General features: G+C 67.7%; 13 protein-coding genes. 3 read left to right on the forward strand and 10 right to left on the reverse strand.

Annotated features, from left to right (window positions below):
* Window positions 1–26 precede the first annotated feature (26 nt).
* The 7 genes from ACCD07_RS28385 to ACCD07_RS28415 form a co-directional block, all read right to left on the reverse strand.
* Window positions 27–1,841 carry a DAHL domain-containing protein gene (locus ACCD07_RS28385; protein WP_413449280.1) on the reverse strand — a complete coding sequence of 605 codons (1,815 nt, stop codon included), beginning with the start codon at window positions 1,839–1,841 and terminating at the stop codon, window positions 27–29.
* A complete protein-coding gene (locus ACCD07_RS28390) occupies window positions 1,838–2,794 on the reverse strand; it encodes a cytochrome-c peroxidase (RefSeq protein WP_413449281.1) in 957 nt (318 codons plus the stop codon). The genes ACCD07_RS28385 and ACCD07_RS28390 overlap by 4 nt, the downstream gene beginning before the upstream one ends.
* Before the next feature lie 18 nt (window positions 2,795–2,812).
* Window positions 2,813–3,667, reverse strand: coding sequence for a sensor histidine kinase (locus ACCD07_RS28395; RefSeq protein ID WP_413449282.1), 855 nt, complete (start codon window positions 3,665–3,667; stop codon window positions 2,813–2,815).
* The gene (locus ACCD07_RS28400) at window positions 3,667–5,844 is read right to left on the reverse strand and encodes an EAL domain-containing protein (protein WP_413449283.1); all 2,178 of its coding nucleotides are present in this window, start codon (window positions 5,842–5,844) and stop codon (window positions 3,667–3,669) included. Before ACCD07_RS28400 ends, ACCD07_RS28395 begins: the two co-directional genes overlap by 1 nt.
* Before the next feature lie 10 nt (window positions 5,845–5,854).
* Entirely contained in the window at window positions 5,855–6,250 is a 396-nt protein-coding gene (locus ACCD07_RS28405) for a response regulator transcription factor (RefSeq protein ID WP_176655841.1), read from the reverse strand.
* A 75-nt stretch (window positions 6,251–6,325) separates the two neighbouring features.
* The gene (locus ACCD07_RS28410) at window positions 6,326–6,949 is read right to left on the reverse strand and encodes a response regulator transcription factor (protein WP_353405407.1); all 624 of its coding nucleotides are present in this window, start codon (window positions 6,947–6,949) and stop codon (window positions 6,326–6,328) included.
* Window positions 6,946–9,114 (reverse strand): sensor histidine kinase, encoded by a 2,169-nt coding sequence (locus tag ACCD07_RS28415; protein ID WP_413449284.1) that lies wholly within the window; start codon window positions 9,112–9,114, stop codon window positions 6,946–6,948. The genes ACCD07_RS28410 and ACCD07_RS28415 overlap by 4 nt, the downstream gene beginning before the upstream one ends.
* 353 nt (window positions 9,115–9,467) lie before the next feature.
* Between ACCD07_RS28415 and ACCD07_RS28420 the strand changes: the two genes are divergently transcribed.
* The gene (locus ACCD07_RS28420) at window positions 9,468–9,671 is read left to right on the forward strand and encodes a hypothetical protein (protein WP_176655838.1); all 204 of its coding nucleotides are present in this window, start codon (window positions 9,468–9,470) and stop codon (window positions 9,669–9,671) included.
* A 40-nt stretch (window positions 9,672–9,711) separates the two neighbouring features.
* Here ACCD07_RS28420 and ACCD07_RS28425 read toward each other — a convergent pair whose 3' ends face one another.
* Together ACCD07_RS28425 and ACCD07_RS28430 are read right to left on the reverse strand one after the other, a co-directional pair.
* Window positions 9,712–10,302 carry an Hpt domain-containing protein gene (locus ACCD07_RS28425; protein ID WP_353405405.1) on the reverse strand — a complete coding sequence of 197 codons (591 nt, stop codon included), beginning with the start codon at window positions 10,300–10,302 and terminating at the stop codon, window positions 9,712–9,714.
* The gene (locus tag ACCD07_RS28430; RefSeq protein WP_353405404.1) at window positions 10,299–11,252 is read right to left on the reverse strand and encodes a CAP domain-containing protein; all 954 of its coding nucleotides are present in this window, start codon (window positions 11,250–11,252) and stop codon (window positions 10,299–10,301) included. Before ACCD07_RS28430 ends, ACCD07_RS28425 begins: the two co-directional genes overlap by 4 nt.
* Before the next feature lie 179 nt (window positions 11,253–11,431).
* On the opposite strand from ACCD07_RS28430, the gene pssA reads away from it, so the two are divergent.
* Complete coding sequence (gene pssA / locus ACCD07_RS28435; protein WP_353405422.1) at window positions 11,432–12,187, forward strand: CDP-diacylglycerol--serine O-phosphatidyltransferase; 756 nt, start codon at window positions 11,432–11,434, stop codon at window positions 12,185–12,187.
* On the opposite strand, the gene ACCD07_RS28440 is transcribed toward pssA, so the two are convergent.
* Complete coding sequence (locus tag ACCD07_RS28440) at window positions 12,188–13,114, reverse strand: aldo/keto reductase (RefSeq protein ID WP_353405403.1); 927 nt, start codon at window positions 13,112–13,114, stop codon at window positions 12,188–12,190. It abuts the gene before it with no gap.
* 260 nt (window positions 13,115–13,374) lie between these two features.
* Between ACCD07_RS28440 and ACCD07_RS28445 the strand changes: the two genes are divergently transcribed.
* Complete coding sequence (locus ACCD07_RS28445) at window positions 13,375–14,613, forward strand: EAL and HDOD domain-containing protein (protein ID WP_353405401.1); 1,239 nt, start codon at window positions 13,375–13,377, stop codon at window positions 14,611–14,613.
* Window positions 14,614–14,699 lie beyond the last annotated feature (86 nt).

Consider the following 14,699-nt stretch of genomic DNA (forward strand, 5'->3'; position numbering starts at 1 on the left):
AGCCGCGCGCCCATTGTTGCTTTCCGTTATGCCTCGGCCATGTGGTGGTTGATTGGCAACGTCACGCGGAAGGTGCTGCCCTCGCCGGGCGCCGACCGCACATCGATGCGGCCGCGATGGTTGCGCACGATGCCGTAGGACAGCGACAATCCCAGCCCCGTTCCCTTGCCGATCGGCCGGGTGGTGAAGAAGGGATCGAAGATGCGCGGCAACACGTCGGCGGCGATGCCGCAGCCGTTGTCGGCGATTTCGACCCACACCTGCCCGCCTTCGCCGCCGGTGCGCACGGTGATGCGGCCGGGCCGCGCCTGCGGCTCCAGCGCCTGCATGGCGTTCTGCAGCAGGTTCATGAAAACCAGGTTCAGCTGCGCCGGCAGGCATTCGATTTCCAGCATGGGCCCGAACTCGGTGCGCACCTCGGCCACCTGACGCAGTTCGGCGGCCAGCACGTTCAGCGTCGATTCCAGTCCCACGCGCAGATCGGCCCACAGCCACTGCTGATCCAGCTCCACGTTGGAAAACTCCTTCAGGTCCTGCACGATCTTGCCGACGCGGTTCATGCCGCCGCGCGACTCGGCCACCAGCACGGGGATGTCTTCCTTCAGGTAGGCCAGGTCGATGCGGCTGCGGGTGTCGCTCAGGCGCGCCGCCATCTCCTGCGAGGCGACGCTGGACTCGGCCTCCTCGTAGGCTCTCAGCATCTCGAACAGGCTGTCCAGGTAGTGCTCCAGCGTGCTGAAGTTGGACGCCAGGAACGACAGCGGATTGTTGATCTCGTGCGCCACGCCGGCCGCCAGCTGGCCGATCGAGGCCAGCTTCTCCGATTGCACCAGGCGGCTTTGCAGCGCCTTGCGCTCGGCCATTTCCTGCTGCAGCCGGCCATTGGCCTGCAGCAGTTCGACGGTGCGCTCCTGCACCCGGCCCTCCAGGTGGTCGTTGGCCTGCTGCAGCTCGGCGTTGACGCGCTTGACGGTGGCGTGCGTGCGGATCAGCCGCAGCGCCATCCAGCTCAGCAGGCCGCCCAGCGTGACGGCCAGCAGCGTCAGGTACAGGCGGTTGGTCTGCAGGCGCTGCAGGGCCTGCTGCTGGGCCTCGCCAAGCAGGCCGCTGATGGCGTCGATGCGCGCGGCGGTGGGCGTCGCCGCGATATCGCCCAGCAGCCGGGCGACGATGGCCTGTTCGCGCAGCACGGTGCGGGCATGGGCCGCCAGCAGGTCGATCTGCTCCTTCAAGTCGGTCGACAGGCTGGCCTTGACGGCGTTCAGCCCGGCCAGCTCGGCTTGCGCTTCCGCCAGCTCCTGCTCGGACGGCATTTCGTTGTACATCAGCGTGGCCAGCAGCACGCGGTTGGCGGCCGCCTCGGCCTGTCCCATGGCCACCATGCGCCGGCCGTGGTGGGCGTTGATCATCGCGCCGATGTCGTCGACCGCGACCGGCAGGAACGCCAGCGAATTGCGCAGCACGGCGTTGTGGGACTTGAACGCTTCCATCAGCGCGGACTTGTCGTGCAGCGCTTTCCGATAGGCGGCCACGGCGGCCGCCAGCGCGCCGTCGGGCGCTTCCCGGGCCAGGCCGTCGAGCTGTTGCGGCAGCTCGCCCATGTCGTGCAGGGGATCGACCAGCGCGTCGTAATTCTGGTTCAGGCCGGCCTTGGACTTGAGCGCGTCCAGTTCCCACTGGGCGTCCAGCTGGCGGATCTGGCGCAGCTGCGCGATGTTGGCGAAATAGCTGGTCGCGTCGTCGTGCCGGGTGCGCAGGTACAGCCCCAGCAGCAGGCCGGCCAGCAACAGGATGGCGGCCGGCAGCGCCAGCCGCGTGCGCCAGTGAGGTGGGAGCTTCATGGCTGCCCCACCGGTGTGCTGCTCAGCGTATTGAGAAACTGGATGATGAACGCCTTGTCCTCGGGCGTGCCGGGCCGGCCCAACTGGTAGGTGAACATGACGTCGATGGCCTCTTCCAGCGTCCTGGCCGAGCCGTCGTGGAAGTAGGGCGCGGTACGCGCCACGTTGCGCAGGCTGGGCACCTTGAACACGTGGATGTCGTCGGGATTGCGGGTGACCAGGTAGCGGCCCATGTCGGCCTCGGTGGGCTTGCCGCGGCGGGCGAAATAGTCGCCCATCACGCCGAACTTCTGGAACATGTTGCCGCCGACGTTGACGCCCTGGTGGCAGGCCACGCAGCCGTATTGCTTGAACCTGGCGTAGCCGGTTTTTTCCGCCGCGCTGATGGCGTTGTGGTCGCCGCGCAGGTATTGGTCGAAGCGCGAGTTCGGCGTGATCAGCGTGCGTTCGTAGCTGGCGATGGCGTTGCGTACGTTGGCGGCGGTCAGGCCGTCGCGGTAGGTGGCGGCAAAGTCGCGGCGGTAGACCGGATCGGCGTCCAGCTTGGCCAGCACATCGTGCCAGTTGGAGCCCATCTCGATCGGATTTTGCACCACGATGTCGATTTGCGCTTCCAGCGTGTCGGCGCGGCCGTCCCAGAATTGCCTGAAATTGAGCGCGGCATTGAGCACGCTGGGCGCGTTGACGCCGCCAAACTTGCCCTGGAAGCCGGGCGAGCGCACGCGGGCGTCGCCGCCGCCGCGCGCCACGTCGTGGCAGCTGGCGCAGGATACGGTGTTGTTGGCCGACAGCCGGCGTTCGTTGAACAGGCGCCGGCCCAGATCGGCGCGTGCCGGGTCCTGGTGCAGCGTCAGCGGCACCGGCTTGATCGGTTCGTCGAGCTGCGGCGCGGCCATGCCCGGCAGCGCGGCGGCCAGCCCCAGCACGGCAAGCAGTTTGGACGGGAATGGCATGGCGGTCTCCTTGATGGTTCAGGCCGCGTACTGCCGGCCATCGTGCCGCAGCGGCAGCACCACGCGAAACGTGCTGCCCTTGCCCAGTTCGGTGCTGACTTCGATGCGGCCGCCGTGCCGGTGCACGATCTGCTGCGCCAGCGAAAGGCCGAGGCCGGTCCCCTGGCCCATCGGCTTGGTGGTGAAAAACGGCTCGAACAATTGCGGCAGGTGCTCCGGTGCGATGCCGGCGCCGCTGTCGCCGACGGCGAACCAGGCTTCGCCGTCGCCATCGGTTCCTGTCTGCAGCGTGATCCGGCCGCGCCGCGGTCCCAGCGCATGGGCGGCGTTGGCCAGCAAATTCATCATGACCTGGCTCAGCTGCGACGGCAGGCAATGCACCGGCGGCACCGCGCCGTAGTCCTTGACGATCTCGGCGCGGTATTTGAGTTCGTTGCGCATCATGTTCAGCGTGGCGTCCAGGCTCCGGCGCAGGTCGGTCCACGCCCATTGCTGCTCGGCCTCGCCGCCGTGCGCGTAGTCGAGCAATTCCTGCACCATCTGCCGCGCGCGCCGCATGCCGTCGCGCGACTCCTGCAGCAGCGCGGCCACGTCCTGGCGCAGTTGCGCGGCGTCGTCGCCGTCTTGCGGCAGCAGCCGCTCCAGGTATTCCTGCAGGGTGTCCAGGTTGGAGCCGACGTAGCCGAGCGGGTTGTTGATCTCGTGGGCGACGCCGGCGGCGATCCGGCCCAGCGCGGCCATCTTGCCGGCCTGCGCCAGCTGGCGTTCAAAGCCGGCGTAGCTGGCGTCGACGGCGGCGCTCAGGCCTTGCAGGTCGGTGTCGCCGGATGCCGGGCAGTAGCGCTCGAGCTGGCGCGACAGCAGCGGATGCATCAGCAGCCTCCCGTCAGGGCCAGTTGGGGCCGGGCGGCGGCTTGCGGGCGCGCCGCTTCTTCGTTCAGTCCGTGCAGCTGCCAGTAGTGGCGGAACGCGGCGCGGATGTTGTCGCGCAGCGTGCGGTTGTCCCAGGGCTTGGTGTAGAACCGGTACAGCGAACCGCGGTTGATCGATTCCATGATGGTCTTCAGCTCCGTGTAGCCGGACAGGATGATGCGGAAGGTGTCCGGGTACATGTCCTTGACCTTGTCCAGCAGCTCGGTGCCGCTCATTTCCTCCATGCGCTGGTCGCACAGGATCAGCTGCACCGGGTATGCGGCCAGCAGCTGGAAGGCCTCGGCCGCGCCGTTGGCGACCAGCACCCGGTAGCCGTCCGGGCGCAGCAGGCGCTGCAGCGCGGCCAGCACATGCGGTTCGTCGTCGATGATCAGCAGCGTGCGCTCGGCGGCGGCGGCTTGCGGCACGCTCAGGCGCACGTCCCGTTGCAGCAGCTGCTCCAGTTGCTGCGCCGGCAGCGGCCGGCTGTAGTAGTAGCCCTGGATCTGGTCGCAGCAGCGGCGCCCCAGGTAGTTCAGCTGCGAGGCGGTTTCCACGCCTTCGGCCACCACGTCCAGCTTCAGGCTGTGCGCCACGGCGATGATGGCGTCGACCACGGCCGCGTCGTCCGGGCTGCTGGTGATGTCGCGGATGAAGGCGATGTCGATCTTCAGCGTGTCGACCGGGAAGCGCTTCAGGTAGGCCAGGCTGGAATAGCCGGTGCCGAAGTCGTCGATGGCGATGCGCACGCCCATCGCGCGCAGCCTGGCCAGGGTGGCGGCGGTGCGTTCGATGTCGTCCATCAGCTTGCTCTCGGTCACTTCCAGCGACAGCAGGCCGGGCGCGATGCCGTGGCGGGCGATGGCGTCGGCCACCGTCCGTTCCAGCGCGTCGCTGGCGAACTGGCGGCTGGCGACGTTGACGGCGATCGCCAGCGGCTCGTCGTTGACCTGCGACCAGGCGGCGATCTGGCGGCAGGCCTGGTCGATGACCCAGGCGCCGACCGGAACGATCAGGCCGGTATGTTCCAGCGCCGGAATGAATTCGCCCGGCGACACCAGGCCGTGGCCGGAGCGGTTCCAGCGCAGCAGGGCCTCGGCGCCGACCATGCGGCCGCTGCTGATCTGCACCTTGGGCTGGTAGTACAGCTCGAATTCGCCTTGCTCGCAGGCGCCGCGCAATGCGCGCTCGAGCTGGTAGCGGCTCTGCGCCAGTGTGTTCATCGCCGCGGTGAAGCGGCAGCAGCGGTCGCCGCCCTCCTGCCTGGCCTGGTGCAGCGCGATGCCGGCATAGCGCATCAGCGTGGCGACGTCGTCGGCGTCGCCCGGGCAGGTGGCGATGCCGATACTGACCGTCAGCGCGCGCTCGGCTCCGTCCAGCTGGAACGGCACGCACAGCGCCTCGCGGATCCGTTCGGCGGCGGCGCCGGCGTCGTGCAACTGGTCCAGCGCCGGCAGCAGCACCGCGAACTCGTCGTTGCCCAGGCGGCTGAGGCAGGCGCGCGGCAGCTCCAGCCGTTTCAGCAGCTCGGCGAACTGGCGCAGCACGTCGTCGCCGGCGCCGTGTCCGAGCGTATCGTTGACGATCGACAGGCCGTCGATGTCGATCTTCAGCAGCGCGCTGGCGCGCGGCCAGGCGGCCGCCAGCTGCTGCTCCAGCGACTGCGTGAACAGCTGGCGGTTGGGCAGCCCGGTCAGGCTGTCGTAGCTGGCCATGCGCAGGCCGTAGGCGCGGCTGTCGCTGTACAGCAGCCGCACCTCCAGCATGTTGCGGATGCGCGTCAGCAGCTCGCCGTAGTCGTAGGGCTTGCAGATGAAATCCTTGGCGCCGGCCTCCAGCGCGCGCAGCTTGCACGAGGCTTCGGCCGACACCACCAGCACCGGCAGATATTGCTCCGCCTCGAGCAGGCGCAGGCTTTCGAGCACCTGGAAGCCATCCATCAGCGGCATGTTCAGGTCCAGCACGATCAGGTCGTAGCGGTGCTGGCGGTGCATCTCGGCCACTGCGGGCGCGTCGCTGGTGGAGCTGACGGCCGTGTAGCCTGCGCTGGCGAGCAACTGTTCCAGTACCGCGATATTGACCGGCTGGTCGTCGACGATCAGGATCTTGGCGCTGTGCAGGCTGGTGAGCGATATCATGATGCGGGCCTCAAATGACAGGAGGGAGCGGTGACGGGCAGGCCGCGCCGATGGCGTCGAGCAGCAGCTGGTCGTTGACGGGTTTGGTCAGGTAGGCCAGCGGCCGCAGGCGCATGGCGCGCGCCTGTTCCTCGGGCGTGCCGTGGCCGGTCATGATGATGACGCCGGTGGCCGGCGCGATGGCGGCCAGCCGCTCCTGGACCTCGAGTCCGGACAGGCCGGGCATGTGCACGTCGAGCACCACGCAGCACGGCGGCAGCGCGGCCAGCGGAATGGCTGCCAGCAGGGCTTCGCCGCCGGCGTAGGCCTGCGCAGGGATGCCGGCCGAGCGCATCAGGCGCAGCAGCGCCCGGCGTATCGCTTCGTCGTCATCGACTATTGCTATCCAGGGAAGAGAGGTGTCCATGGCTGCCACGATACCGCGGCGGCCGGGCGGCCGATATTGGACCTTGGGCCAACATGTGGCGGGGATGCACCGCCGTCAGCGGCCGCGGGCGCGGTCCACCAGCCGCACCAGCGCCGTCACCGAGCGCACTTGCATCTTCGACATCACGCGCGCGCGGTGCACCTTGACGGTCTTTTCCACCGTGCCCAGCGCGGCCGCGATCTGCTTGTTCAGCAGGCCCTCGACGACCAGCTGCATGACCTCGGTCTCGCGCGGCGTCAAGCTTGCCAGCCGCCGGCGGATGTCGCCGAGTTCGTCGCTGTCGCTGCGCGCCGCGCGGTTCTGTTCGAGGGCCAGGCGGATCGCCGCGATCAGCCGCTCGTCGTCGACCGGCTTGGTGAGGAAGTCGGCGGCGCCCAGCTTCATCGCGCGCACGCCGGTGTCGATGTCGCCATGGCCGGTGAGGAAGATAATCGGCAGCACGCTGGCGCGCGCGGCCAGCACCTGCTGCAGCGCCAGCCCGCCCATGTCCGGCATCGACAGGTCCAGCACCAGGCAGCCGTCGGTGGCCGCATTGCCGCTGTCGAGAAAGGCTTGCGCGGTGCCGTAGGCCTGCACCGCGAAGCCGGCCGAGGACAGCAGCCGCGACAGCGCCTTCAGCACCGCCGGCTGGTCGTCGACCAGGAATACCTGCTGCTGCTGTTGTTCCAGGCCGCTCATGCCGCCTGCTCCGCGGCGGCCAGCGGCAGCCGCACATGGAAGCTGGCGCCGCCGTCCGGATTGTTTTCGGCCCACAGCCGGCCGTCGTGGGCGCCGATGATGGTGCGGCAGATCGACAGGCCCAGCCCCATGCCGCGCTCCTTGGTGGTGTAGAAGGGATCGAACAGCCGTTCCAGCACGGCCGGCGCCAGCCCGGTGCCTTGGTCGATGATGCTGATCTGCACCGCGTCGCCGGCCCGCGCGCTGCGCACCACGATGGTGCCGCCGTCCTGCTGGGCGTCGCTGGCGTTCATCAGCAGGTTGATCATCACTTGCTGCAGTTGCACCGGATCGGCGGCGATCGGCAGCGGTTCTTCGCTCAGCTCGGCGCGCACGGTCTGGCCGTGGTTGATCATGTCGTTGCGCAGCAGGCGGACGGCGCCGATCACCAGCTCGCCGGCGTCCAGGCGCTGGCGCGGCATGTCCTGCTTGCCGAACAGCCGGCGCAGGCGCTGGATGATGTCGCCGGCGCGCTTGTCCTCGTCGACGATGTCACCGAGGATCTCGCGCACCTCGGCCAGGTCGGGCGCCGGCTGGGCGAGGAAGCGCTGGGCCGCCTGGGCGTTGCTGAGGATGGCGGTGAGCGGCTGGTTCAGCTCGTGCGCCAGCGCGCCGGACAGCTCGCCCAACATCGCCACCCGCCCCAGGTGCGTGACTTCCTTCTGCTTCTGCTGCAGGTCCAGCTCGGCCTGCTTGCGCTTGGTGATGTCGAGCGACACGCCGCGCAGCAGCGCCGGCCGGCCCTGGTCGTCGAGCTCGACGCTGCCGTGCGAGCCTATCCAGCGCAGCCGCGACAATCCGCCGTCGCTGCGCAGGATGCGGTACTCCATCTCGTAGCGGGGCGCGCCGCGCAGCGAACTGTCCCAGGTGCGCTGGACGGCGGCGCGGTCGTCCGGGTGCACGATGGCCAGCACCTGGTCCAGCGTCAGCCGCTGGTCCGGCGGGAAGCCGAACAGCGCGCGCCAGGCGTCCGAGACCCAGATTTCATCGCGCTGCAGGTCGCGGGTCCAGATCCCCAGTTCGGCGGCGTTGGCGGCCAGGGCCAGCCGCCGTTCGCTTTCGTGGGTGGCCGCGCGGGCGCGCTGGACGCTGGCGGCCGCCTCGTGCAGCGCCTGGCCCAGCTCGTTGGCTTCGCGAAAGTGCAGCGGCGGGATCGGCAGGCTGTAGCCGGCGCCGACCGCCAGCGCCGGCTTGACCAGCGCCTGCACCGAGCGCGCGATGCGCCCGCCCAGCAGCCACGCCAGCGCCATGCCGGCACCCAGCGCCGCCGCCGTCGCCGAGACCAGCCAGGCCAGCGTGCGGCGCAGGCCGGCCGTCAGCTCGTCGCGCGGGATGCCGAGCACGGCGGCCCAACCCGTGCTTGGCGAGCGGCTGTAGACCACGTACACGTCCTGGCCATCGAGGGTGCGGCTGTTCATGCCCGATTCGCTGGCGCTGGCCAGTTGCTGGCGCAACTGGTCGCTGATCTGCCGGCCAGCGTACTTGTCGATCTCGTGCGAACGGGTGACCACACGGCCCTCGTGGTCGATGACGCTGGCGCGCCAGTTGGGCGGCAGCTTTTGTTCGGCCAGCACGTGCAGCAGGCGGTCAGGCGTGGCGATGGCGTTGAGCGACATGACGATGACGCCATTGCGCACCACCGGCACGCCGATGCTGAAGATGGGCTTGCCGTTCAGCGGTCCGGTGAACACGCCCGACACGCCGGGCTGGCCGGTGGCAAGAATGTGCCGCAGCAGCGGCGCCGTGCCCAGCTTGGGCAGCGGCGCGCCCCACGGCCGGCGGGTCGACATCAGCATCGCGCCGTCGGTGCCGAGCAGCACGATGCTGTCGGCGCCCAGCTTGCCGACCACCGAGGTGGCGCGCGCGTGAAAACCCTGCAGGTCGCCGCTGAGCAGCACCTGCGACGTGGCCAGCATCTGCAGCGCCAGCTGGACGCTTTCGATATCGTGGTCGGCGGCGGCGATCACGGAGCGGGCGCGGCTGACGGTGTTCTCAATCAGCTTTTCGCGTTCCCTGGCGTAGAAATTGACGATGACGAGGGCGGCCACGGCGGCCACTGGCAGTATGCAAGCGATGACCAGGGCCGCAAGGCTGGCGCGCACGTTGGGGGCTTGTTTCCATTTCAAGGAGAACGGTGGGCGCATTGGTTGTCGGGCGGCTGCGAAAGCGGCTTGCTTGCCAGTCGATTGTATTGAATCTTGCCTTCCGTCACAACGTTTTACGGTTCAGCGTTGTCATCCAGACGCACTATCATTTTTGAATTTTCAATTAAAAAATATTTCTTCACCCGGAGCATTGTTGCTCACCGAATGCGGGAGCTGGAGGAAGTGTCGTTTGGCGACGTTTTTTGCCATTTCGGCGCGTGTGGCGGGCTTGCCGAACCTGCTATTATTGATTCGTTGAGAATTCTCATGCCTGTGGTATTCCGCTGAAGTAACCTTGCAACGTTGACGTGAGCACTACCTGGAAAGGAGGGATCGTGGAACCGACACAAGAAAGCGTACCGGACGATGGTGCCGCGCCGCCATCCTCCACGGCTGCGCCGTCGGCGCCGCGCACCAGGCAGATGCTGCCGCCCAAGGGATCGTGCTGGTATTGCGAAAAGCCGCTCGACAACGTCAAGCGCTTCTGCGACAAGGAGTGCGCCGATGCCTTCGACGAGGAAAAGGAATATACCCGCTGAGAGTACAGCTAGATGCACAGCTGAATACCCTGGCCGGACCTCAGGCGGAACCGCCCCGCAGCGCGGCCAGCGCCGCCTCGAATTCGAACTGGTGCGCCGCCGCCGTCACTTCCTGAAACACCGCCACGCCCAAGCCGGCCGCCAGCACCGTCGCCGACTGTTCCAGCACGTCGATCGCAGCCCCGTCGCCATCCTCCAGCAGCCGCGCCAGGTGCTGCACCAGCATCGTCGTCGACGGCGGATGCAGGTCCGCCGCCGCGGCGGGCGGCGGGGGCAAGTCGGCCGAGGCCAGCACGTTTTCCACCATCGGCAACAGGTTGCGCAATGCCTGCTCCAGCTGCGCCAGCGGCGCGGCGCGGCCGTCCGCCGGCAGGGCCGGCGCCGTGCAGGCGCTCTCCAGCGCCGCCGCCAGCACATACACCTGCTGCGCGCCTATCATGCCGGCCGCCCCCTTGAGCGTATGGGCAATGCGCTGCGCCTCGGCGGCGTCGCCGGCGGCCAGCGCCGCGCGCGCCCGGTCCGCCACGTCGTGGTAGCGTTGGCGGAATCGGTGCAGGATCTGCAGGTACAGCGCGCGGTCGCCCATCAGCTGCTGCAGGCCGGTCTCCACTTGCAGGATGACCGTCGTCATTTGGTGGTGAACGACCAGGTGCGCGTGACCGGTACCCCCGCCACCACACCGCTGAAGCTGACGTCGTAGACGGTGGCGCTCTTGAGCGGCGCCAGCGGGATGATGGCGGCCGCTGTCTCGGTGGTCATGCTGTCGGTGGCGTGGCTGAGCAGGCGCACCGACAGCGCGGCGCCGCCGCGCGGCGCCACCGTGAAGCTTTGCACCACCACGCCGACGCCATCGCGGATGGTGTCCGCATGCACGCTGATCGGATAACCGACCACGTCCTGTCCGGGCACCGGATCGGGGGATTCGCTGTCGCTGGAGAAAGTGGTCGGCACGGCGGTCTGGTTGTTGATCGGATAGTTGACGATCTTGCCCGCGCCCAGGCCGGTTCCATAGCCGCGCACGGCGGTCAGGTCGGCGGTGAAATAAGTGTAGCTGGAACTGTTGGTGGCGGCGCCGGTGCCGATTTCCTTGAAGATGGGCTCGAACATGACGAAGCGGTGGTAGATCGCCGTGATCAATTCCTCGGCCTGGTAAAAGCCGGACGGATTGGAGGTGGCGGAAATGACTTCGCCGATCGCGTACGGCGCCACCACCGGATAACCGGCGTTGGTCAGGCGGTCGATCAGGTGGGCGCCGGTGAAGCCGGGCAGGCCGGGCGTCTGGTCATGGGTGACGGTGTTGTTGGCGCGCAGGTAGTTCGAGTGGCCGAGCGCGGCGGCGTCGATGCTGGCGTTGCGCGACAATTGCGACAGGCCCAGCATGCCGCGCCGGTAGTTGATCCAGGCATAGCCGTCGGTTGCGGTGTTGCCGGTCAGCGCAGGCGCGCCCGGCTCCGACGGGGTGGCCGGCGGCGTGACCACCTGGTTGCTTGTGGAGCTGCCGCCGCCACCGCCGCATGCGGCCAGCAGCGCAGCCGTCAGCAGCGCGGGAAGAACGTTGTGCCATCGGTGGCGGGGGATCATGATTCGGTACTCCTGTACGGTATGCCGCCGGGAACGCGCCTGGCTGAGCCAATTCTAAGCCAGATTCCGGTCTGACAGCACCCGTTACGGATAAACCTGTGCAGGGTAAAATGGTAAGCTTGCCATTTCGCCAGCCGTTTTTTTGATTGTGTCCATTGAAGCCTAAAAATCATGCGCGCGTGCAACGCGCCAAGTTCGCCCTGCCCAGCATGGTCACCCTGATGTCGATCGCCTGCGGCTTCGGCAGCATCGTCATCTCGGTCGACAACGCCCTGGTCGGCTCGGCCCGCGACTACCGCCTGGCCGCCGTGCTGCTGGTGCTGGCCGGCGTGTTTGACGCCCTCGACGGGCTGGTGGCGCGCGCCACCAATACCGCCTCCGAGTTCGGCATGCAGCTCGACTCGATCGCCGACATGATGAACTTCGGCTGCGCGCCGGCGTTGCTGTTGTATTGCTACGGATTCGTGCAGCTGGGCGTCGACCACGCGGCGCTGCTGCGCATCGGCGGCATCGCCAGTTTCTTCTTTGTCGCCTGCGCCGCGCTGCGGCTGGCGCGCTTCAACGTCAACGTCGGCCGCACCGATCCGCGCTACTTCGTCGGCATGCCGAGCACGGCGGGCGCGGCCTGCGTGGCCTCGGTGGTGGTGGCGTGGCCGGACCCGGCGGCCACGGTGCTGCATGGCGGCCTGATCGTGGCGCTGCTGTTCATCGTGGGCGGGCTGATGGTGACCACCGTGCGCTTCCCCAGCTCCAAGCAAAAGAAGAGCCGCACCGCGCTGGTCGTGCTGCTGATTAACCTGGGGCTGCTGGCCTGGCTGCAGGCCATGTATTTCGCGCTGTTCTTCGCTGTCTACATCGCCGGCACGCTGGCGCTGAACCTGGCGTGGAAGCGGGGCTGGAGGGGCATCGCCCCGCCAGCCGTCTACACAGACTAATTACGCCACTTCGTGCCCGCGCGCCGCGCGCAGGATCTCGAACCACTGGCTGCGGCTCAGGCTGAACTGGGTCGCCTGCACCGCCTCCGCCACCGCCTGGATGCGGCCGGAACCGGTCAGCGGGAGCGGGCGGCTCGGCAGCTGCATAATCCACGCAAACACCACGCTGCCGAACGGACGCTGCAGTTCATCGGCCACTTTCTGCACCGCCGCGCGCACGCGCACGCCGGCGGCGTCGTCGCTGCTGAACAGGCGGCCGCCGGCCAGCGGCGACCAGATCATCGGCGCCACGCCCAGGTCCTGCAGGCCGTCGAAGGTTTCGTCGAACATCGGCGCCACGCACAGCGGCGAGAACTCGACCTGGTTGGTGGCCAGCGGAATGCGGCGGTTCAGACTTTCAAACTGGTGGCGCGAGAAATTCGACACGCCGAAGTGCCTGACCTTGCCTTCCTGCCGCAGGCGCTGGAAAGCATCGGCGATTTCATCGAAGTTCATCAGCGGATCGGGACGGTGGATCAGCAGCAGGTCGAGATGGCCGGTGCCCAGCTGGCGCAGCGAGTTTTCCGTCGAGGCGATGATGTGGCTGGCGCTGGTGTCATAGTGCTGGATCGTGTGTTCGGGGCGGGCGGCGTTGAGCAGCTTGATGCCGCACTTGCTGACGATCTGCATGCGGCCGCGCAGCGACGGATCCAGCGCCAGCGCTTCGCCGAACACGGCTTCGACGCCGTAGCCGCCGTAGATGTCGGCGTGGTCGAAACTGGTCACGCCCATGGCCAGCGCCTGCTCGATCCAGGTCACGCGTTGCTGCGGCGTCAGCTTCCATTCGTTCATGCGCCACATGCCGGCGACGATGCGCGACAGCGTCGGTCCACCTTTGCTGGTGACGATGGACGGGCAGGACAGGTCGGTCGGTGGGGCGTAGCTCATGGTCGCGCTTTCGTGGTTGGAAGGGGTGGCAGGGATTATAACGACAAGCTTGTACTTTAGTTACAAATACGGTGATGCGGGCCGCGTGATTTTTTCGTTGAGGAATGATTTTGTGCCGTTGTTTCATTGTATGATCAAAAAAACACGCGGCTGATGGAGGCAATAAAGTGGGACTTTTATCGTTTCTGAAATCAAAACCGGAACCCGAAAAAGCAGCTGCCAGCTCTTCGGCGTCCGCCGCGCCGGCGAAGGTAAAAGCTGTGGAACCAGCGCGCGATCCGGAGGCCATCGTTGTCCGTTCCGAGATCGTCGATGATCACAGCCGCTTGTGCGGCTACCGCTTCTCGGTGCCGTTCGGCGCCAACCGCGTGGCGATGCCCGAACCCGCGGTGATGGAAGCGCTGGTGGCCGCCCGGCTGCCGGAGTTTGCACAAAAGCGCATCGCGCTGGTACAGCTGAGCATGGACACCGTGGTGTTCAACCGCCACCTGCCGCTGGTCGCGCCGCATACGATTTTCATGCTGGACCGCAAGGCCGGCGCCCTCCCGGTCGAACAGATCGCCGGCCGCATGGCGGCGCTGCGCGAGACCGGCTGCAAGGTCGCGCTGCGCGGCGTGTCGCTCGATGCCGAGGACGCGCCGCTGCTGGCGCTGTGCGACGTCGCCGTGCTGTACCTGAACGAACACACGCTGGCCGAATTCCAGACCATCATCAAGCAGCTGCGCATGCGCTACCCGGACATGAAGCTGGTGGTCGACGGCGTCGAGTCGTGGGACGAGCAGCGCATGTGCCTGTCGTGGGGCTGCAACTACTTCATGGGCCATTTCCTGACCACCAGCGACAAGGTGGATCCGGACGCCAAGGTCGACCAGAGCCGCATGACGTCGATCGAGCTGCTGAACCTGTTGCGCAGCGACGCCGAACTGCCGGCCATGATCGAGGTGGCCAAGCGCGACCCCGGCATGACTTACCAGGTGCTGCAATGGGCCAACGCGCCGAGCAACGGCCAGGCTTCCAAGGTCACCAGCCTGAACCAGGCATTCATGGTGCTGGGCCGCAACCAGTTGTACCGGGGCTTGACGGTGTCGATGTTCCGCCTCGGCGGCGGCGCCAACAAGGACCGCGACGAATCGCTGCTGGAAGTGGCGCTGACGCGCGCGCGCTTCCTCGAGACCTGCAGCCCGCTGCCGCAGGCCAAGCGGGACGAGCTGTTCCTGGTCGGCCTGCTGTCGCTGTTCGACGTGCTGCTGGGCGTGCCGATGGCCAACCTGGTGGGCAAGATGCATCTGTCGGACGAGATCCGCGACGTGCTGCTGAACAGCGAAGGCGAGTACGGCCCGTATTTGATGATGGTGCTGCTGCTGGAGCGCGACAAGGTCGACCGCGCGCTGGAGATCGCCGAGAAGATCGGCGTGGATGCGGACACCCTGGGCCAGACCGGCCAGGCGGCGTTCAAGTGGGCGCAGGAGTCGATGCACCACACCAGCGCCGATGATTAGGCACTAAAAGAAACCCCGGGGGTGGGGGGGGGGGGGGGGGGGGGGGGGGGGGGGGGGGGGGGGGGGGGGGGGGCGGGGGGGGGGGG

The organism is Duganella sp. Dugasp56, assembly GCF_047304105.1.
GTDB lineage: Bacteria > Pseudomonadota > Gammaproteobacteria > Burkholderiales > Burkholderiaceae_D > Rugamonas > Rugamonas hordei.

Coding starts and splice junctions, on each gene's coding strand:
- ACCD07_RS28385 (WP_413449280.1), bottom strand. CDS start 1,841: ATGAAGCTCCCACCTCACTGGCGCACGCGGCTGGCGCTGCCGGCCGCC.
- ACCD07_RS28390 (WP_413449281.1), bottom strand. CDS start 2,794: ATGCCATTCCCGTCCAAACTGCTTGCCGTGCTGGGGCTGGCCGCCGCG.
- ACCD07_RS28395 (WP_413449282.1), bottom strand. CDS start 3,667: ATGCATCCGCTGCTGTCGCGCCAGCTCGAGCGCTACTGCCCGGCATCC.
- ACCD07_RS28400 (WP_413449283.1), bottom strand. CDS start 5,844: ATGATATCGCTCACCAGCCTGCACAGCGCCAAGATCCTGATCGTCGAC.
- ACCD07_RS28405 (WP_176655841.1), bottom strand. CDS start 6,250: ATGGACACCTCTCTTCCCTGGATAGCAATAGTCGATGACGACGAAGCG.
- ACCD07_RS28410 (WP_353405407.1), bottom strand. CDS start 6,949: ATGAGCGGCCTGGAACAACAGCAGCAGCAGGTATTCCTGGTCGACGAC.
- ACCD07_RS28425 (WP_353405405.1), bottom strand. CDS start 10,302: ATGACGACGGTCATCCTGCAAGTGGAGACCGGCCTGCAGCAGCTGATG.
- ACCD07_RS28430 (WP_353405404.1), bottom strand. CDS start 11,252: ATGATCCCCCGCCACCGATGGCACAACGTTCTTCCCGCGCTGCTGACG.
- ACCD07_RS28440 (WP_353405403.1), bottom strand. CDS start 13,114: ATGAGCTACGCCCCACCGACCGACCTGTCCTGCCCGTCCATCGTCACC.